The organism is Psychrobacter sp. H27, assembly GCF_059072655.1.
This window is the reverse complement of the sequence record NZ_JCACRX010000001.1, coordinates 1,905,928-1,926,393: the sequence shown is the minus strand read 5'-3', so window position 1 is coordinate 1,926,393 and position 20,466 is coordinate 1,905,928. Positions and strand designations below refer to the sequence as shown.

At 42.7% G+C, this 20,466-nt stretch carries 17 protein-coding genes; 11 read left to right on the top strand and 6 right to left on the bottom strand.

The genetic code is table 11. The features are described 5' to 3' along the window. Window positions 1-21: 21 nt before the first annotated feature. Window positions 22-1,176, bottom strand: coding sequence for a MalY/PatB family protein (locus tag AC5JPY_RS07805; protein ID WP_443524945.1), 1,155 nt, complete (start codon window positions 1,174-1,176; stop codon window positions 22-24). Window positions 1,177-1,366: 190 nt separating this feature from the next. On the opposite strand from AC5JPY_RS07805, the gene AC5JPY_RS07800 reads away from it, so the two are divergent. Beyond that, window positions 1,367-1,858 (top strand): cupin domain-containing protein, encoded by a 492-nt coding sequence (locus AC5JPY_RS07800; protein WP_443524944.1) that lies wholly within the window; start codon window positions 1,367-1,369, stop codon window positions 1,856-1,858. Window positions 1,859-1,967: 109 nt separating this feature from the next. Here AC5JPY_RS07800 and AC5JPY_RS07795 read toward each other — a convergent pair whose 3' ends face one another. Next, the gene (locus AC5JPY_RS07795) at window positions 1,968-2,768 is read right to left on the bottom strand and encodes a crotonase/enoyl-CoA hydratase family protein (protein WP_443524943.1); all 801 of its coding nucleotides are present in this window, start codon (window positions 2,766-2,768) and stop codon (window positions 1,968-1,970) included. A 260-nt stretch (window positions 2,769-3,028) separates the two neighbouring features. Between AC5JPY_RS07795 and AC5JPY_RS07790 the strand changes: the two genes are divergently transcribed. Both AC5JPY_RS07790 and rlmF read left to right on the top strand, forming a co-directional pair. After that, the gene (locus tag AC5JPY_RS07790) at window positions 3,029-3,736 is read left to right on the top strand and encodes a LysE family translocator (RefSeq protein ID WP_443524942.1); all 708 of its coding nucleotides are present in this window, start codon (window positions 3,029-3,031) and stop codon (window positions 3,734-3,736) included. Window positions 3,737-3,801: 65 nt separating this feature from the next. Further along, complete coding sequence (rlmF, locus tag AC5JPY_RS07785) at window positions 3,802-4,839, top strand: 23S rRNA (adenine(1618)-N(6))-methyltransferase RlmF (protein ID WP_443524940.1); 1,038 nt, start codon at window positions 3,802-3,804, stop codon at window positions 4,837-4,839. Between the two features lie 334 nt (window positions 4,840-5,173). Here the strand turns inward: rlmF and gyrB are convergent, their stop codons facing one another. The 4 genes from gyrB to dnaA form a co-directional block, all read right to left on the bottom strand. Then, a complete protein-coding gene (gyrB, locus tag AC5JPY_RS07780) occupies window positions 5,174-7,726 on the bottom strand; it encodes a DNA topoisomerase (ATP-hydrolyzing) subunit B (RefSeq protein ID WP_443525531.1) in 2,553 nt (850 codons plus the stop codon). Between the two features lie 573 nt (window positions 7,727-8,299). Then, window positions 8,300-9,511, bottom strand: coding sequence for a DNA replication/repair protein RecF (gene recF, locus AC5JPY_RS07775; RefSeq protein ID WP_443524939.1), 1,212 nt, complete (start codon window positions 9,509-9,511; stop codon window positions 8,300-8,302). A gap of 128 nt (window positions 9,512-9,639) precedes the next feature. Then, a complete protein-coding gene (gene dnaN, locus AC5JPY_RS07770) occupies window positions 9,640-10,815 on the bottom strand; it encodes a DNA polymerase III subunit beta (RefSeq protein ID WP_443524937.1) in 1,176 nt (391 codons plus the stop codon). Window positions 10,816-10,975: 160 nt separating this feature from the next. Next, entirely contained in the window at window positions 10,976-12,421 is a 1,446-nt protein-coding gene (gene dnaA / locus AC5JPY_RS07765; protein ID WP_443524936.1) for a chromosomal replication initiator protein DnaA, read from the bottom strand. A 589-nt stretch (window positions 12,422-13,010) separates the two neighbouring features. Here dnaA and rpmH point away from each other — a divergent pair. The 8 genes from rpmH (at window position 13,011) to AC5JPY_RS07725 (ending at window position 20,381) form a co-directional block, all read left to right on the top strand. Beyond that, the gene (gene rpmH / locus AC5JPY_RS07760) at window positions 13,011-13,145 is read left to right on the top strand and encodes a 50S ribosomal protein L34 (protein WP_007394757.1); all 135 of its coding nucleotides are present in this window, start codon (window positions 13,011-13,013) and stop codon (window positions 13,143-13,145) included. A gap of 174 nt (window positions 13,146-13,319) precedes the next feature. Continuing rightward, entirely contained in the window at window positions 13,320-13,691 is a 372-nt protein-coding gene (gene rnpA / locus AC5JPY_RS07755; RefSeq protein WP_443524935.1) for a ribonuclease P protein component, read from the top strand. A gap of 1 nt (window position 13,692) precedes the next feature. Continuing rightward, on the top strand, window positions 13,693-14,067 hold the full coding sequence (gene yidD, locus AC5JPY_RS07750; RefSeq protein WP_493852332.1) for a membrane protein insertion efficiency factor YidD: 375 nt from the start codon (window positions 13,693-13,695) through the stop codon (window positions 14,065-14,067). 217 nt (window positions 14,068-14,284) lie between these two features. Beyond that, the gene (gene yidC, locus AC5JPY_RS07745; RefSeq protein ID WP_319050814.1) at window positions 14,285-15,967 is read left to right on the top strand and encodes a membrane protein insertase YidC; all 1,683 of its coding nucleotides are present in this window, start codon (window positions 14,285-14,287) and stop codon (window positions 15,965-15,967) included. Window positions 15,968-16,163: 196 nt separating this feature from the next. Beyond that, window positions 16,164-17,600: a tRNA uridine-5-carboxymethylaminomethyl(34) synthesis GTPase MnmE gene (gene mnmE / locus AC5JPY_RS07740; RefSeq protein ID WP_443524929.1), complete on the top strand. Its 1,437-nt coding sequence runs from the start codon at window positions 16,164-16,166 to the stop codon at window positions 17,598-17,600. An 87-nt stretch (window positions 17,601-17,687) separates the two neighbouring features. Then, on the top strand, window positions 17,688-18,146 hold the full coding sequence (gene nrdR / locus AC5JPY_RS07735) for a transcriptional regulator NrdR (RefSeq protein ID WP_319050816.1): 459 nt from the start codon (window positions 17,688-17,690) through the stop codon (window positions 18,144-18,146). 80 nt (window positions 18,147-18,226) lie between these two features. Next, a complete protein-coding gene (ribD, locus tag AC5JPY_RS07730; RefSeq protein WP_443524927.1) occupies window positions 18,227-19,282 on the top strand; it encodes a bifunctional diaminohydroxyphosphoribosylaminopyrimidine deaminase/5-amino-6-(5-phosphoribosylamino)uracil reductase RibD in 1,056 nt (351 codons plus the stop codon). A 424-nt stretch (window positions 19,283-19,706) separates the two neighbouring features. Beyond that, window positions 19,707-20,381, top strand: coding sequence for a riboflavin synthase (locus AC5JPY_RS07725; protein ID WP_443524926.1), 675 nt, complete (start codon window positions 19,707-19,709; stop codon window positions 20,379-20,381). Window positions 20,382-20,466: the final 85 nt, after the last annotated feature.

The window sequence follows — 20,466 nt, the reverse complement described above, 5'->3', positions numbered from 1 at the left end:
TATAGCTTTTATATACAGGAACTATATAGTGCTCAAAGCGTGATGGATGCGGTTTAATCCCTCTATCAACACCGCTTGAGGACAAGCCACGTTAAGGCGCATTTTTGAATGCCCTTCCTCACCATATTTAATTCCAGCATTGAGCTCCACTTTTGCTGCACGCAGCGCATTATAAAGTTGTTGATCGTCTTGACTATAGGCTGCACAATCTAGCCAGATCAAATAGGACGCTTCTGGACGCATGACCTTGATCTTAGGCAAGTGCTCAGCGAAATACTGCATGGTTAGATCAATATTACCCTCAATATATTCCAGCGCCTGTGACAACCATTCACTGCCCTCGCTATACGCACTACGCATCGCTGTGTATGCAAATAAATTCAGTTCATACTCGTCGTTTAGCTGCTGCTGCTGGCTGATTTTTTGGATTAATGCTGCATCCTTAGCAAAGATCATTGAGCCTTTGATACCCGCGATATTGAAGGTTTTGGTCATAGAGGTTAGGCTAACTACCTTATGTTCATATCCTGCCGCTAGTGTTAAAAACGGCGTAAAAGCATACCCACTCAGGGTCAAATCTTGGTGAATCTCGTCACTGACAATCGCCACATCATGTTTTTTGCAAATGGTAAGCAGTGTATTCAGCTCATCTGCTGTCCACACGCGCCCGCCCGGATTGTGTGGATTGCAAAGTAAATATAGCTTCACATCATGCTCGATAATCTTGGCTTCGATATCGACCAAATTCAAACGATATTTGTCTTCGCTCTCTTGTAGTGAGGAAGTAATGAGCGTGCGCCCATTTTGCTCAACCTTACTCATAAATGGCGTATAGATCGGAGCGTTGACCAGTACCGCATCCCCTACATCGGTGAAGACATTCATCATTAGCGCTAGGCTTGGCACGACACCCGGAGAGAACAATATATTTTCTTGATTAAGCGCCAAATCATAGCGACTGCCGTGCCAATTAATAATTGCGTCATACAGCGCTTTGGTGGGTTTGGTATAACCCAGTATGCCATGCTGCACGGCTTGCTCGATCGCGTTTAAGATAGGCGGGGCAGCTTTGAAATCCATATCTGCCACCCATAGCGGAATCGTATCGTCGCTATAGTGCCATTTGAGCGACCCTGTATCCCGTCTGTCGACGACTTCATCAAAGTTATATGACACCTGCACGCTCCTAAATCTAAAGATAATGACCTAGAGTACAACAGGAGTAGCATCATCACCAATCGCTTTATGAGAATTAGACAAACGCGCGATGACATTAACAAAATCATGCCTACTTTGTACTTTTTGCAACCTAATACTGTTAGATAATAACTGTGTGAACTCAAAATAAAAATCATGGAGACTGATGATGACGACAGAACAAAAGCCGCGTAAGGATACGCAAACATATGTCTTAACCAAATCCGATATCGATAACACCGCCGAGACCAAGCATGTCCACCAGTTTAACGAACACGCTATTCGCCATACAGTGTCGCTCAGTGATATTGCCGGTCTGACCAAATTTGGCTTGCACCTGGTGCGCGTTGAGGCAGGCGATGAGACAACGACCCATCACTATCATGAGGAGTCAGATGAGTTTATTTATGTGCTGTCAGGTGAGCTGTCACTACGCTATGGTGATGAGCAGTATCAGCTAACGGCTGGCGATTTTGCGGCGTTCCCTGCGCATGGCGCGGCGCACTCGATGCGTAATGATAGCGATGCGGACGCCACTTATCTAATGGGCGGCAGCCGACCTGATATCGATATTACCCTGTATCCAGAGATCGACCGTAAGATGTATAAGATCCATGGCAAAAAAGAGTATGTGGATTTGGAGAATTTAGGAGAGGTATAGTTCGCACCTCATAAAAAACCTGCAATATCAGTAGTTGCTAGGAACGACACTGTTACGGCAGGTTTAAATACTTATCACGAGGCGTAATACTTTTTAATATGGTTAAGAACTATTTACCAGTAAACTCAGCTTCCCTTCTCTCAACCATCGCCATTACGCCTTCTTTTGCATCTTCTGAATGAAAGAGCGGTGGCAGATAGCTATGGATATTAGCCAGTGCCGTCGCGGCACCGTTGCGGCTCGCATCCTGCGCTGAGGAGAGTGCACCTCTAACACCTAGCGGCGCAGCCTTGCTTATTTCTTGGGCTAACGTCAATGCACGCTCATACTCAGTCCCATTTGCCACCACTTCACTGATCAAGTTCAGACGATCAGCCGTTTGCGCATCGAAGGCTTTACCCGTAAGTAGATACGGCATGGCTTTTTGCCAGCCTGCCGCCGCAACGAAACGTACCGTCGCCCCGCCAAATGGCATGATGCCGCGTTGGACTTCCATTTGGGCAAAGTTGCAGTTGTCACTGGCGATAACCACGTCACTATTGAGCATCAGCTCGATAGCTACCGTAAAGCATGTGCCTTTTACCGCGACCACTACTGGCTTAGTACGTAGCTTTCCACTGATACCCCATGGATCAATTTGATTGTCATCAAACTCAAACACACCGTCGTTTAGCTTGTCTTGTAGCTCGACCAAATCTAGCCCAGCGGTAAAGTGATCGCCATGGGCGAAGATAAGCGCACAACGTAAATGATCATCGTTTTCATATCGGCTCATGGCTTCGGAGAGCTGAGCAATCATATGACTGTCAAAGGCGTTACGTTTGTTAGCGCGATTTAGCCCTATAAGGCAGACGTGACCGTCAGTATCATAGGTGATGCGATTGTCTTGAGTATTACTGTCCGTTGTCATGGTACTGTCCTTGTTGAAATAATTTTTTGTATTAAGTGGTTATATCGCTCACATCGCTCAATCTCGATTGCTTATTGATAGAGATATATTGATAGAGATTTGTCGATAGTTCTGTCTTTAATCTGACTTTTAATATAGACATCATGATGCCATAACACAAGCAGTAGAGATGACTTGCATGAAGCTTAATCGATAAAAGTTGACCTCATTTGCGATAAGTGCAACTATAATTCAGGTTCAGGTAGCGTACAGGGTATTTTATGGAATTTTGGCATGGGTTTTTGCTTATCACGAGCGTTCATTTACTAGCGGCCGCCTCACCAGGTCCTGATTTCGTCTTGGTTTCACAGCAGACGTTAGCTAAGGGTCGCCGTACTGGTTTGATTTGTAGCTTGGGGATTACCTTGGGGCTGTCGGTACATATTATTTATTCGGTGCTAGGACTAGCAACAGTCATTGCTCACTCGCAGCCACTATTGACCGCGATTAAATGGTTGGGTGGTGGTTATTTGATCTATCTAGGGTGGCAAGGTATTCAGGCAAAACCAAAAAAGCCAGCAGAACTAGCAACATCCACAACGCAAGAGAACGCACCTATTGATCACTTACAAGCGAAGCAAAACGCATCTACTCATACCAAATCTATAAATAGTGAATCTTTGAATGCTGAGTCTGCCGTTGCCATATTGCGCCGTGGGTTTTTCTGTAATGTCTTTAATCCAAAAGCGCCTGTTTATTTTGTGGCTATCTTTACCCTCGTCTTATCGCCAGACATCCCACTTTGGCAACTGGCCATCTATGGTGTGTGGATGATGGTATTACAGATGGCATGGTTTAGCACCGTGGTGATACTACTCTCTATTCCTGCGATTCACCGCCGCTTTCAGCGTTTTGAGCATTGGATCGACCGTGTATTGGGGTCGGCGATGATTGTATTGGGACTCAACCTGATTTTGCGTCATCGATAACTCATTTGTGAGCGGTGAAATCTGCTACACTGCTGACTTATATCCATATATCGTAGCCTGACATTATGACAAGTAAGCCCATGACCCGTAATCCTGCCAATAGCAAACATAGAAACCGATCGCCTGCGACCGCCAAAAAACTTGGTCAGCTGCATCCGCGAAACCCGCACCAAGGTCGTTACGACTTTGCCGTATTGACACGCGCGTTGCCTGAGCTTGCTGAGCACACCATCACCAACCCCAAAGGCGAGCCGACGATTAATTTCTCGGATCATCAAGCGGTTCGCGTGCTGAACAAGGCGCTACTGGCAAATTATTACGGCGTTAAGTTTTGGGATATTCCAGACGGCTACTTATGTCCACCTATCCCTGGACGTGCCGATTATATCCACTATATTGCGGATTTACTCGCGCAAACCACGCATGTCAATGCCGACAACACACCGCCAACGGGCAAAGAGATTCATGCCCTTGATATTGGTACGGGTGCCAGTGCGATCTACCCGATCGTCGGTAGCCAAAGCTACGGCTGGCGCTTTACCGCAAGTGATATCGATCCGATTTCGGTCAATACTGCCGCCCTCATTTGTGACGCCAATCCTAAGCTAAAAAGCGCAGTCAAAGTAAAGCTGCAACCTGAGCCTAAGTTTATCTTTAAGAACATCATCGGTCGTCAAGATTATTTCGATGTGGTGGTTTGTAACCCTCCATTTCACGCGTCATTAGAAGAAGCGATGGAAGCCAACAGCCGCAAGCAACACAACTTGCAACGCCATCGTGGTAAAAATGAAAGCGAGCAGATCAGCCGTCATTCAACCAAGTCAGGTAACGCGGCGCAAAACCTAAACTTTGGTGGTCAGCATAAAGAGCTATGGAGCGAAGGTGGCGAGATTGCTTTCTTAACCAAGATGGCAAAAGAAAGCCAAAGCTTTGCTGAGCATGTCGGATGGTTCACAACACTGGTTTCAAAATCAGAAAACGTGAAACCTTTGCAACTGCTATTAAAGCAGCTGGATGTCGCGCAAATGCGTATTATCGAGATGAGCCAAGGTCAAAAAAGCACGCGTGTACTGGCTTGGCGCTTTGACACTGACGAAGAGTAACCCGTAGACATATCAGTTAATTTAAGTTTCACGTGAAACCAAAAAGCGCCGCTTTGATAGTCCAAGCGGTGCTTTCTATTGGGAATATTTTGGGATACAGTCTATACGTTATAAAAAAGAGATAATACGATCAAGTGATATTTTTCCTAGCCTATGAAGACGCCGTCATAGTAAGAAAGAAAAACATCATTTAATTAAGCGACTTTACAACTACGTATCTTTTACCTTATCTCAAGTGCTAGGTATAGCAAGCTTCATAAAAAAGGTTTCATGTGAAACAAAAAAAACCGCTTCGATTATCGAAGCGGTTTTTTTATATTATTGCTGATCAAACTTAAATGTCTAAATTTGACACTGTTAGTGCGTTTTCTTCGATAAAGATACGGCGCGGTTCGACATGATCACCCATTAGGCAAGTGAACATATGATCAGCGGCAATCGCATCTTCGATAGTGACGCGTAGCATCCGGCGATTTTCAGGATCCATAGTCGTATCCCATAGCTGGTCGGCATTCATCTCGCCCAGACCTTTATAACGCTGAACCGATAGACCACGACGTGCATCAAGCATCATCTGCTGCCACAGGTAATCAAAGTCGCGTATCGGCATGTCTTTACTACCACTGTTACTCTCGCGGCGAATAAAAGCATCGTCCTCAAGCAGGGTATTCCATTCACTCGATAAGCGTAACAGCTTGCTATACTCACCTGAGTTGATAAAGCTGGCATCTAGTAGATAATGATGCGCCAACTGGTGCACATATACCGTGACACGTGGTAGCCACTGAGCCTTAGTAGATAACGCCTCACTATCTGATGCTTCGCCTTCTTCAGCGCCTAGTACTGGTGCCATACCTAGTAAATCGGCTGCTGCTGCATCCATGTTTTCTGGCTGAGGCGCATGAATATTAACCAATTCAATCTCAGGGTTTAAATCGCTACCGAAATGATCGAGCTTGAGCTGCATCGCAGCTTTCCAGTCCTGCATTGCAGACTTATCATAAGTCATATCAGTGCTGAGCTTTGGCGTGTGGGTCAACGCGTCCAAAATCACCGCTGGAAAACGAATCTGCAAACGCGCTTTGATAAGCTGCGTTTGGTTATAATCATTCAGCAATGTCTCAAGCGCTTGACCAGTAATCGCAGGTGCATCGGCACTGACATGAAGCTTAGTATTATCAATCGTTGACGACAATAGATACGCTTTCAGCGCTTCATCATCTTTTAAGTACAACTCTTGACGACCTTTTTTTACTTTATACAGCGGTGGCTGAGCGATATATACATAACCGCGTTCAATCAGCTCAGGCGTTTGACGGAAGAAGAACGTCAACAGTAGAGTACGAATATGGGAGCCATCCACATCGGCATCGGTCATGATGATGATTTTGTGATAGCGCACTTTGTCCGGATTGTACTCATCAGGACCAATACCGCAGCCTAGTGCAGTAATCAGATTACCCACTTCAGCAGAAGATAGCATCTTGTCAAAACGTGCACGTTCGACGTTTAGAATTTTACCTTTTAATGGCAAGATTGCTTGGGTTTTACGGCTACGACCTTGCTTAGCTGAACCACCTGCAGAGTCACCCTCCACAATGTACAGCTCTGATAGTACAGGATCTTTTTCTTGGCAGTCAGCCAGCTTACCAGGCAGACCTGCAATATCTAAAGTAGTTTTACGACGGGTCATTTCACGCGCTTTACGAGCCGCATCACGCGCACGTGCTGCTTCCATAATTTTATTGGCAATGGCCTTACCCGCACTTGGGTTCTCTAACAGGTAATCATTGAACTTATCATGCATCGCTGACTCGACAGCAGACTTCACTTCACTCGATACCAGCTTATCTTTAGTCTGACTTGAAAACTTAGGATCTGGCACTTTCACCGAGACAATGGCCGTCAACCCTTCACGAGCATCATCACCAGTCGCCGCGACCTTCTCCTTTTTGAACAAGTTTTCGCGATCCATATAGCTGTTCAAGCCACGTGTGAGTGCTGAGCGGAAACCTGATAGATGCGTACCACCGTCTTTTTGCGGAATGTTGTTAGTAAAGCACAATACTTTTTCGTTATAAGTATCCGTCCACTGCAGTGCAACTTCAACACTAATACCGTCATCCTGCTGACTGGTAAAATGAAAAACTTCATTGATACCGTCTTTGCCCGCATTGATGTAGCTGACGAACTCTAGCAATCCACCTTTGTGCTCAAACTCGTGACGCTTATCAATGCGCTCATCGGTCAGAACGATACGCACGCCAGAGTTCAAGAATGATAGCTCGCGTAGGCGCTTTGCTAAAATATCATACTCAAAAATCGTACCAGTAAACACCTCACTACTTGGATAAAAGCGGATTTGTGTACCCGTTTGATCCGTTGCTTCCATTTGCTGAATATCAGCGTCAGGCACCCCATCAGTATAAGTCTGATGGTAGTGATAGCCTTCACGCCAGATATTCATCTCAAGCTTTTTAGACAACGCATTAACGACCGATACCCCAACCCCGTGCAGGCCACCCGATACTTTATAACTATTGTCATCGAACTTACCGCCTGCATGCAGGACCGTCATGATGACCTGTGCCGCTGATACCCCTTCTTCTGGATGAATATCAACAGGTACGCCGCGGCCGTTGTCCATCACGCTGACAGACTCATCTTCATGGATAATGATATCAATTTGATCACAGTGGCCGGCCAGTGCTTCATCGATAGAGTTATCCACGACCTCAAAGACCATGTGATGCAAGCCTGTTCCATCGTCAGTGTCGCCGATATACATACCAGGGCGCACGCGTACCGCTTCTAACCCGCGCAGTACACGGATATCTTTAGAGCTATAATCAGAAGGCAACCCTTCTGGCGCTACAACAGGGGCCATCGTTTCGGTAGCACTATCTGACGTCAGTTGTTCGTGGTCAATAGGTAATGAATCACTCATGTACATTCCTTAATCTAGCCATTATCAGCTGTTTCTTTATCAGCTCGCCTATAAGGCTAAGCTTTATGATGGCATTTTAAAATTAACTTTTATCGTCAAAACCTTGAGTGCACATAGATGATGAATATACTATCAACCATGATTATTTGGATGGGCGCACAATATTGAAATTATCGAACTATTTATTAACGATGACCTTTGTTATTGCAAACATGATAACAGCCATATAAAAAATAAAATGCATATATATCAATATGTTAAAATCAAGAAACGATAAAAGCTAACTGCATGATGCAATCAAATAACTTGCTGAGAACAGGACAAAAATAAAGTGTTATTTTAGCATTTTTTTGTCTCTAAGTCACTGTTTACTGGGAGTTTTACTGCTAGAGAGTCAGTATTTTGACCCGATAGATTATCTGCGCCATAATCTGCTCTATGACGGTAAGTAGATATCACATAAAAGAGTTGAGAATAGACTAGAAAAAGTCATAGGCAATGATAGATAAGAGACTAATCAACAGGAAATATCTGCCCACGTTTCACGTGAAACAGTTTAGGCTCTGCCCATAACTCATTAACTAAAGGAACAATGTCATCCGTCAAACTGGTCATAAAAACCTGACAAGGCAGCTTAGCCAAGGCTGATAAAAGAATCTTTATCGCTCTGCCATCTAACTCTGCGGTGATGTCATCTAACAATACAACAGGAGTAAATCCTAATGTCGAACCAGTATCAACTGAAGTGTTGTTGTCAGTACTGTTGAGTAGCAGTGGTAATTGAGACAAACGCAGTGCGGTAATAAGCAGTTTTTTCTCACCACGAGATAAGACGTTGGCTGCTTGCTCTTTTAGAGCCGGCAATTTAGCACTCGTCTCATGAGATAATGATGCCGTTTTTAGACTTTCAGCATGCTTGCCTGTGTCGCTATCAGAGCGCCAGTGCACATGAACATCAGAGCGATGATTGCCTATACGGGTATATCCTAACTGTAAATCTTGCTCCAATCGCTCGTTAAGTTGTATATCCAGTGCAATACTAGTATCGTAGCCAGCTTGATACGTTAGACTCAATTGCTCAGCGTAGGTTGGCAGTAGTTTGAGGACACTTTCAGCAAAGTAAGGCTGCCACTCTGTAAAGACACGTTCACGATAATGATGGATCAATGCAGCATGATTGCTTAGCCCTTTATCCCACGATTTGAGTTCAGCCAACTGAACTGTAGTCAACTGACGTGTGCTCTTTAGCAAACTATTGCGCTGTTTTAGAAGACGTTGATAGGCTACCCACTGCGCATGAAACCCATGTTTCATGTGAAACACTAGCCAATCTAATAGCTGTCGACGACTGGCACTACCCTGCTCTAACATGTCCATCGTAGAAGGATCTATCAGTAGCGTGGGCAGCTGCTCTGTTAATATGCTTTGGTTATAGACAGTGGTTTGATTGAGACGTAGAATAGTTGTGGCGTCTGCTTGCTTTTGAATAGCCACTGTACGGCTGTCATTGAGTTTGGCGTATACGACGGTATTATCTTGATGGTGCTGAATATAGCGTTTAGGCTGGTGATGACGAAAGCTTTTACCTCTTGATAGTAAAAATATAGCTTCGAGTAAAGAAGTTTTCCCACTACCGTTTGCACCAATCATGACATTACAAACGGTTGGCTGTAAATTCACTTGTGTAAGGTTTCTCAGATTTGATATTTGTAGACGTTCAATCATATTATCGATAGCCGCCTATTATTTCCAGACACCAAACTAGGCAAAGGTTTATTTAAATTCCATTCGTTCACATAGATTTCTGAAAATACTAACGTGGTTAAATGCTGTATAGATCGTAAAAAATCAAACTATATACGCATCGGCATAATAACGTATTGATGGAACTCATCATTGAGCTGATTTACTAGTACAGAGGCATTTGACTGACTCATATGCATCTGCAAATCACCTTGTATCACCCCTAGCACGTCTTGTAGATAAGCGGCATTAAATGACAACTCCATTGGCTCACCTTGATATTTTGCTTGTATCATCTCAACGGCTTCGTCTTGCTCAGCATTATTAGCACGTACTTCTACCATACCATCACTGGCAAAATTAAAGACCACACCGCGAGACTTCTCGTTACTCAAAATAGCAACGCGGCGTAATACGTCAGTCATCTTATCTTGACTAAATAACGCAAGTTTATCGGTATTACTTGGCATGACACGGCGATAATCAGGGAATTTTCCATCAATCAGACGAGCAGTAAAGGTTACCATTAGATTTTGGCTCACTTGCCCTGCACTATCTACATCACCAAATGGTAAGCTCACTTGCAGAAACTCACGACCAAAGCTCAAGGTAACCGCATTGTCTTGATCACCCAGCATCTTACCCAGCTCAGTCGCCAAACGTTCAAGCTCTATTACTGCCTTACGTGGCAAGATAGCCTGCATATTTAGATTAGCATTCGCATCAATAACGCTACGTGCTAGAGCCAATCTATGCCCATCAGTTGCTACTGTCGTTAGTTGCTGCTGTGAAACATCAAACAGCATACCTGTCAGATAATAACGTACATCTTGAATCGCCATTGCAAACTGAGTCTTATGGATCAAGTCTGTTAGACGGCTGCGGCTGATGTTCAATGGTGTGATATTTTCAGGATTACCCAAGCTTGGGTAGTCTTCACTTGGCAACGTACCTAGTGTGAAACGGCTCTTGCCACTAGTAAGCAGACAGCGCTCATTTGCTTGAGTGGCTAGATTGATTTGCGCCTGAGCTGGAAGTGACTTACAAATATCTTTTAGCTTGGTCGCAGGCAAAGTAGTGTTACCCGCTTCAATACAAGCGCCAGCAGGCAATTTCAATGTCGATGTCAGCTCCACCTCTAAATCTGAAGCTGTCAAGATAAGCTCAGACTCTGATAACTGAAGCTTAATATTACCCAATATCACCATATTGTGTCGTTTATCAGCGGCTTTGGCGATCAAGTTGATAGCTTTTAGTAACGATTCTCGATTGATCGATAATTGCATGCTTAGTTACTCTTATTTGAATGATTCTTTTGTAAAGACCTGACGTAATGGTCTAATAATACCTTGTCTACTAACGATAATCCACAAAGCATCTGTACGCTTATATCTTCACTATTATAGACCATCTCCATCTGCTAAAACACAATGATATTTGCAGCGTCTAACCTGCCTGTAGCATTAAAGCCAATGTCTTGTAGTCTTTATCAAACGAAGGATCTGCTGCTCTTAACTCATTTACCTTATCGCAAGCGTGCATTACTGTGGTGTGGTCACGTCCACCAAATGATTGACCGATTTCAGGGAAGCTATCACCTGTTAGTTCACGTGATAAAGCCATCGCTATTTGGCGAGGTCTTGCAATACTACGTGTACGTTTACGCCCCATAATATCCTTAACAGTTACATCGTAGTATTCGGCGACTATTTTACGGATATTATCCATGTTGACGGCTTGCACACGCATTGCAACGATATCTTTTAGTGCGTATTGCACCATTTCAAGCGTAATTTGTGCACCTGTTAGGTTGGCATTTGCAAATACCTGATTTAAGGCGCCTTCTAAACGTCTGACATTGGATACGACATTCTGAGCAATAAACAGAGCACATTCTTTAGGTAGTGCCATGCCATAGGAGGCTGCTTTTTTCTGCAGAATTTGCACACGAGTATCAATCTCAGGAGGATCAACAGCAACTGTTAGTCCCCAAGAAAAACGTGATCTAAAACGTTCATCGAACTCTGTCATTTGTGAGGGATGACGATCAGAGGCCAAGATCAGCTGCTTATCACCACTGGTGAAATCAGCAAATAATGTCAAAAATTCATTACTACTTTTTGTCTTTCCAGCCAATACATGAATATCATCTACAATCAATAAATCTACTTTTTTTATTTTCTTTTTAAAATCTTCTATTTTATTGTTTCTCAATGAATAAACCAATTGATTTATAAATTTTTCAGAAGTGAAATAATAAAAACTTTGATTATTTTTTAAATAGCGATGCGCTACAGAATGCATTAAATGTGTTTTTCCCAATCCAGAAGGACCATATATAAATAAAGGATTGTGTCGATTTTTTGATTGTTTCTTACCAAGCTCATAGCAGGCCTTGTAAGCTAGGTTATTAGACTTACCAGTGACAAACGTCTCAAAAGTAAAATCAGGGTTAAGATAACTCAATGACTTGGCGTCAACGGAATCTATCAATTCTGCATGACGCATATTAGCGTCTATATCTGCTTTTGAATTATTGTGATGAATAGATTCAAATTTGTGCTCAGATGGGGTAGGGGAGGGGTTATCTTCTACAAACAACGAGCCTGATTGGTCTTGGTTACTACTTTCTACATCACGACCAGCATTATCAACACGTACGACAACTTCTTCAATACTGCCTTGACTGTGCTTAGCTACCAATTGCTGAATATCCTGCAAGTGATTTTTTTTGATATACGTTACAAAGTAGTCATTAGGAGCAAGAATGATAAGCGTTTGTGCTTCTTGATGAGCTGACAAAGGCCTCAGCCACATCGTGAATACGTTATCTTTGACGTTATAACGCAAATCGTTCAGACATCTATCCCAAATATTTGCTGTGTCTATCATGAAAAGTACTGACCCTATAATTTGAAATGATAGCTACTTTTAGCCGTTTAGCTTGTTGCTTAGTTATCAATATCACTAATGTTTATTTATCTCAAAAATCAAACTAGCACAGTATGTGAAAGCGACTTTTAGGTAGGCGCTAATCTAACACAGATGCCCTGTGGATAAAACATCATTTTTTGGGGATAAGACTGTGGACAGTTTTGTGGATAAGTTTAAATAGAGAGTTATCCATATTTAGCCCACAGGTTATCCACAGGTTTACCCATAGCCTAGTATTTTGATAGTAAAGGGGAAATATGAGTTAACCACAGAAAAATAAGCTCCCAATAACAACAATACTTATATATATTAATTAATTATTATTATAGAGTTGAAGAATAACTGTGGATAACTTCAAAATGTACGAGTGAACAAAGACGCAATTTAGCTAATGTTAGATGATCAATTTATTCAGAAAGGCTTAATAACTTTGTAGTACAAATCGACTCTCTAACAGTAAGACAAATTAGTTTATTGACCGAGAGTATACTGGATGGTATAATCCTCCGTTATTACGAATTTAGTCCATTATTTTGATAGGTGAGTTATGAAACGTACATTCCAACCAAGCGTGATCAAGCGTAAACGTACTCACGGTTTCCGTGCTCGTATGGCAACTAAAAAAGGCCGTCAAGTCTTAGCCCGTCGCCGTGCTAAAGGACGTCATCGTCTTACTGTGTAATCATTAGATTGCGATAAGCATGGCTAATAGTGCTTATTGTTTATGGATTGCTATAGGCAGTCATCACAACTAACACTTAGCCACATATTAAAAGCGCCCGCATCGGCGCTTTTTTTGTTTCTATAGTTTGCTATTATCTGTCACACGTCATTCGCTCTTATACTAGGTTATATCATGCCAAAATCCGTTTCAGCTATACCTGCAGCCAGTTTCACTAAAGAGCAGCGTCTGCTTACGCCTGCAGCTTTCCGTGAAGTATTTGACGCACCTGAGCGTAAACTACATCAGAGCCACCTTATGGCTTTTGTGAAGCCCAGTGCTCACGGAAAACCACGTATTGGCATGGCAATCACTAAGCGTAAAGTCCCTACTGCGGTGGCTCGAAATTTGATCAAACGACATATACGTGAACAGTTTCGAACAAAGGCCTTTAATATAGAAAATAAGGATATTGTTTTTATTGTAAAAAAATCTTTAAGAGATATAAATTCTGAAGAAATAAAAAATCAAATAAATAGTATTTTTAAAAAAATAGAAAAAAAATAAAATGAATTTTTCATTAGATATATTAAATAAAATAATTTATAAAATCTTATTTAATTTAATTGTTATTTATCAAAAAATAATTAGCCCCATACTACCTGCTCGCTGTCGTTATTACCCAACTTGCTCAAGCTATGGCAAACAAGCTTTAGCTTGGCATGGAACACGTGCAGGTAGTTGGTTGCTTTTAAAACGCCTTAGTAAGTGCCATCCACTTGGTGGACATGGCATTGATTTTGTACCCCTTCCTCTATCCTCTTATCACTATCATTACTTATCCTCTACTGTCATATCAGTTAATAGTGTTCAAGGATGGAGCGTTTACCGAGACAGTCAGAGCTACGTTTCACGTCTCAACCATTTGATGAAACTAATGTAGAAAATAGGGTGTCAAAACTTGAATGTGGATAACTAATGAGTTACCCACAAGTTATCCACACTCTTGGTATCATTTAGAGTAGATTTTTAGTAAAATGATGCACATTTTATGTAAATGACTATCAATGCAGTTGTCATGTTAGCCAGCACCTGTGATGTACAGTCATGACACATGCCCTAATTTTTCATTCCCTAATTTTTTAATCTAGGAAAGGTTTATGCAAAAGATATTTCGGGTGATGATCATCATTGCGATGTTAATTACCGCTTATCTGCTGATTTTGGCATGGCGAGATGATTATGCCGATGCGCCAGCTGTCGATGCGGTGCCAGAAACTACAAGTTCAGTAGGTGCTGACATTCCCTCTACCACTGGTGCAGCAGGTGATATTCCGGTACAGACAGTACCTGTCGATAACGGAGCTGTGACAGCTGCGCCTGCGAAAGATACAGGCTTAATCACAGTAACGACCGATCGCTATGATATTAAAATCAACCCAGAAGGTGGTGATATTGTCTATGCTGCACTCAAGCAGTATGACGCAACGCTCGATAGCGATAAGCCTTTCGTATTGCTAGAAAATAATAGCAACCGTGTATATGTCGCTCAGTCTGGTCTGATTGGTCAAAATGGTATCGATACAGCAGAAGGTCGAGCGATATATACGCACACTGCTAATAACTATGTCATGGAAAATGGTCAACAAACACTGTCAGTACCGCTTACGTACAAAAAAGATGGTGTAACAGTTACTAAGACCTTTACCTTTACCGAAAACAAATATCCAATCGATATCAGTTACAAAATTCAAAACGCTTCTACCAACGCTTGGCAAGGCCAAATGTTTGCGCAGCTAAAGCGTGACGATAGTAAAGATCCTGGCATGTCTGATAAAGGCGCGCTGAGCATGGCGACCTATTTAGGCGGTGCTTGGGGTACACCAGACGATCCTTATAACAAGCTGAAATTTGGTGACTTTAGTGATGGCGAGTTGACTACGACCAGTGATAAAGGTTGGGTCGGCATTGTCCAGCATTATTTCGTTTCTGCATGGACGCCTCAAAACTTTACGGGTAAGTTCTTTAGTCGTGAAACTGGCGATGATTACTTTATTGGCTTTAATAGTCAGCCAGTAAATGTAGCACCGAACAAGCAAGTGACTTTGAATGCGACGCTATATTCAGGTCCAAAAGTACAGTCTGAGCTCAAAGATGTGGCGGAAGGTCTTAATCAGACAGTTGATTACGGTTTATTATGGCCGATATCTAAGGTCCTATTCGCTATCTTGGATGGTGTGCATAAAGTAGTAGGAAACTGGGGTTGGTCGATTATTATACTGACTATCTTGGTCAAAATTGCTCTAATGTGGTTCTCTAATAAGAGCTACTACTCTATGGCAAAAATGCGCGCTATCGCTCCAAGACTTAAGGTGCTCAAAGAAGAGCACGGCGATGATCGCATGAAAATGTCGCAAGAAATGATGGCGATATACAAAGAGGAGAAAGTCAATCCAATGGCGGGTTGTTTGCCTATTTTGATGCAGATGCCAATTTTCTTAGCGCTATATTGGGTGTTGGTAGAGAGTGTCGAATTGCGTCATGCCCCTTGGGTTTTGTGGATTCAAGATCTTTCAGCAATGGACCCATGGTTTATTTTACCATTGCTAATGGGCGCTTCAATGTTTGTACAGCAGCAGCTGAACCCTCAGCCAGCTGACCCAATGCAAGCAAAAGTTATGAAGTTCTTACCGATTATCTTTACAGCGTTCATGTTGTTCTTCCCAGCAGGTCTGGTTCTATATTGGACAGTGAATAACTTGTTTAGTATGACTCAGCAATATATTGTTAATAGAAAGGTTGAAGAAGAGCAAAAGCGCCGTACGGTAAAAGTAGTTGATTAACTGATACACTATTAAATACCCAATAATAAAGACCATCGCGCAAGCGGTGGTTTTTTTATAGATGGTAGGTTAGTTATCCACAACTTATCAACACAGTAAAGAAAGGACTACCTTTCAAAGTTTGTTTTGTCAGTATGAGTTGAGGCGTCTATAATAGGGTTTTAAGCTATTGAGAGTAATTGTGGATTCCTTAGAGATGGCCCTAGCCACACCTAATTCTTCTGAAAAATCTAATACAGCAGGACTCGCCACGATTGCCGCTATTGCAACGCCGCTTGGACGTGGGGGTGTGGGCGTTATACGTTTATCAGGTAGCCGTGCCTATGCCATGGCCTGCGCCCTCACTGGCAAATCTGCATTTACACCGCGTATGGCCAGTTTTTGCCGTTTTTATCAGGCGGATGGTACGGTGATCGATGAAGGGTTGGTACTGTATTTTAAAGGTCCGCATTCGTTCACGGGTGAGGACGTGATTGAGCTGCAAGGGCATGGTGGCGTTATTTTGCAAAATCAATTGCTCGCGCGCGTGTTCGAATTAGGTGCCAAACAAGCGAGTGCCGGAGAGTTTTCTTACCGCGCTTTTGATAATGATAAGTTAGATTTGGTACAGGCAGAAGCGATTGCCGATGCGATTGATGCGACCAGTGCTGCTGCAGCCAGTAGTGCGATTCGTTCTTTGAGCGGTGAATTTTCACAAAAAATCAATCAGTTATTAGAACAGCTGATCCATTTGCGCTTGCATGTTGAAGCGGCGATTGACTTCCCTGATGAAGAGGATGTCGATTTTTTATCTGATGGTGTGATACAAAGCAAGCTTGAGCAAACGCAAGATAAAATACAGCAAGTCTTATCAACTGCAAAACAAGGGCAGCTCTTGCGTGATGGCATTCACGTTGTTTTAGCAGGTAGACCAAATGCGGGTAAATCAAGCTTGCTCAATCGTTTAGCGGGACAGGAACGTGCTATCGTTACAGATGTCGCGGGTACCACACGTGATACGCTACAAGAGACAGTGGTACTCAATGGCTTGACCCTACATCTTACCGATACGGCAGGTCTACGTGACACAGAGGATACCGTAGAGCGTATTGGTATTGAACGTGCCCGTACAGCGATCACTCAAGCTGATATGCTGTTGATGGTCTACGATGTGACTCGCGATGTCGAAGAGGCGAGCACACCATTGCAACTCGCCGAGCAGTTGTTTGGTGAGCTACCAGAAGCCAAACGCTTACTAATCATTGCCAATAAAAGCGACTTATTGAATGATCATAGCAGTGAAGAATCTGCTTCTATGACACAAGCTGAAATAAGAGACAGAGGCTACGAACAAGTCAATGTTTCATGTGAAACAGGCATTGGTATTGATAGTCTAGTCGAAGCACTATGCGCAAAGGTAGGTTTTCACCCACCAGAAAATAGTCTAATCGCTCGTACAAGACATATAGATGCCCTTAGACGAACTGCTAACTTTTTAGCAGAGGCACATGAGCAACTAACCGTATTTCAAGCAGGTGAATTGGTGGCTGAAAGCTTGCGTCAAGCCCAGCAGAGCTTGGGTGAGATTACAGGTGAGTTTAGCGCTGATGACCTACTGGGCAAGATATTTGGTAGCTTTTGTATCGGCAAGTAATGACCCAGCAATAGCTTCTATGAATCACTTGTATTAGCTACTTATGGAACATCGATCTTATTCTCAATCGTAAAACAAGGAAATGCTATGCACTGCCCGTATTGTAATGCATCAGAGACAAAGGTTATTGACTCACGTCTCGCTGCAGAAGGTGCACAAGTACGTCGCCGCCGTTCATGTAATAGCTGCCAAGAGCGTTTTACGACTTTTGAGATGGTAGAAGTCGTTATGCCCAGAATTATCAAATCAAGCAATAAAATTGAGCCTTATGACAACGAAAAGCTGCGCCGTTCTATTTTACTGCCGTTGCAAAAGCGCCCGATCACTATCGACGAGCAAGAGGCGATGATCAGTCGCATCGAAAAACGTGTCAGACAGATGGGTGAGCGTGAAATCAGCAGTAAAGTATTGGGCGAAATTATCATGAGTGAGCTAAAATCATTGGACGATGTTGCTTATGTACGCTTTGCTAGTGTTTACCGCGACTTCCAAGATATTGATGCGTTCCATCAAGAAATTGCCAATATCCGTCCAAACGATAAATAAGCTCGCAGCTTATCGGCACGTAGTTTCCTAATCACTCATTGTTTCTTAATTACTATTAATCATTCATTAAGTCTACTGCTATGCCAACCAAAAACCACGCTCAAGATATGCAAGATCGTTACTTCATGATGCTTGCTATCGAACAAGCCAAACGCGGTTTATATACCACCAGACCCAACCCAGCGGTCGGCTGTGTGATTGTCCAAAAAGAAGAAATAGTCGGTCAAGGATTTCATCCCAAAGCTGGTGAGCCACACGCTGAGGTATTTGCGCTCAAAGAAGCAGGCGCGCGCGCAGTAGGTGCAACTGCTTATGTGACATTAGAACCATGTAGTCATACAGGTCGTACGCCGCCATGCGCGCTTGCACTGGTTGCAGCCAGTGTGAAGCGCGTTGTAATCGCAGGTCTAGATCCGAACCCGCAGGTCGCAGGCCGCGGTGTAAAGCTGCTGGAGCAAGCAGGTATTGACGTGAAGGTTGGTGTGCTAACAGAGCAGGCAGAGACATTGAATCGGGGGTTTTTGAAAGCCATGCGTACACAGATGCCTTACGTCAGACTAAAGATAGCAACCAGTTTAGATGGCCGTACAGCGATGGCATCTGGTGAATCTAAATGGATTACTTCAGCTGCTGCTCGCGAAGATGTGCAAAAACTAAGAGCAATAAGTGGCGCGATTATCACAGGTAGTGAAACAGTAATAATGGACGATCCAAAACTCAATGTACGCTCAACACAGTTAGGCGTATCAGCTGATGAGATACCAAGACCTAAAGTAATTGTACTTGATAGGCGTCAGCGTTTAGCACACAGCCTGCAGTCTGATTATCAATTGTGTCGCCATACAGACACAGTTTATTGGCATACAGATAATCTTACAGGGTTACTCGCGGAGCTAGTAAGTAAGTATCAATGTTATGACATCTTAGTGGAGGCGGGTGCTAGCGTTGCCGGTAGTTTTTTGAGTCAACAGCTTGTAGACGAATTAATTGTTTATCAAGCCCCTTGTCTACTCGGTGATCAAGCAAGGCCGATGGTTAACTTTAACCCTATTTCACTGGCACAGCAGTTACGCTTTGATATTCAGAACCACGAGCAGCTCGGTTCTGACCTCAAGTTAACCTTGTTACCTTTGTAAACTGCCTATTTTCCGTCTTGCACTTTATAAGTTTCTTATTGTGTGCATTATATGTGGATAAGTAAGCTAGAATATGTTGGGTTTCACATGAAACTGTGTATAACTCTGTTTCACATGAAACATAAAATACGAATTTTTATATCAAAAAAAAATTAATTATTTATAAATCAATGACTTGGTATAGTTACCATTACTGTTTATGCCAAAAAATGAATTTAGGAGAGTTGTGGATAACTCTATAATCCTCAAGTTTTTTTGGTGAATGACCATTGATTTACTATTACTTATCCACAATCTATCTTATGAACGTCCACATTGAGTATATAACTCACCATACACATAGATCTGATCAAACAATACTGAGGTTTCGATACACCACAAAATATCGCTGCTAAAGACAATACAATAATGAGATGAGGGTAATATGTTTACTGGAATTATAGAAAGCGTTGGTAAAGTTAAATCCATGCAGCCCACAGGCGGCGATATACGCTTGACCGTAGAGTCTGATGATTTGGATTTTGGTGATGTACAGTTAGGCGATTCTATTGCATCAAATGGTATTTGCTTGACTGTGGTAGAGTTCGGTAGCAACTACTATGCTGTCGATGTCTCACGTGAAACTATTGCTCGTACAGCGCTAGAAGAGTTGAAAGCAGGCCATATAGTCAACCTAGAGAAAGCAATGCTGCCAACGACTCGTTTTGGTGGTCATATCGTTGCTGGTCACGTAGATGGGGTGGGTGTTGTTAGTAAGCTGCAACAAGATGCGCGTTCTATCTATATTGAAATTGAAATACCACAAGAGCTGGCGCACTATACAGCGACCAAAGGGTCTATTACGGTGGATGGTATTAGTCTGACTACCAATCTTGTGCGTGACAACATTGTTTGTTTGAACATTATTCCGCATACGGCTCAAGTGACCAATATCGCTAAGCATTGGTTGGTTGGTAATAAGGTTAATATTGAAGTGGATATCGTTGCACGTTATTTAGAGCGTTTATTAAATAAGTCGCAACCTAGTGGCATGAATACGTCAAACCCTCAAAGCCAAATTACGGAAGGTTTTTTGGCAGATAATGGTTTTATGAAATAACGTTTAGGTACTTAATCTGCCACCATCTCAGTCTCTTTATCAAATAACTCACTCTTCCAATATTGCTTTAATTTAGTGATATTGA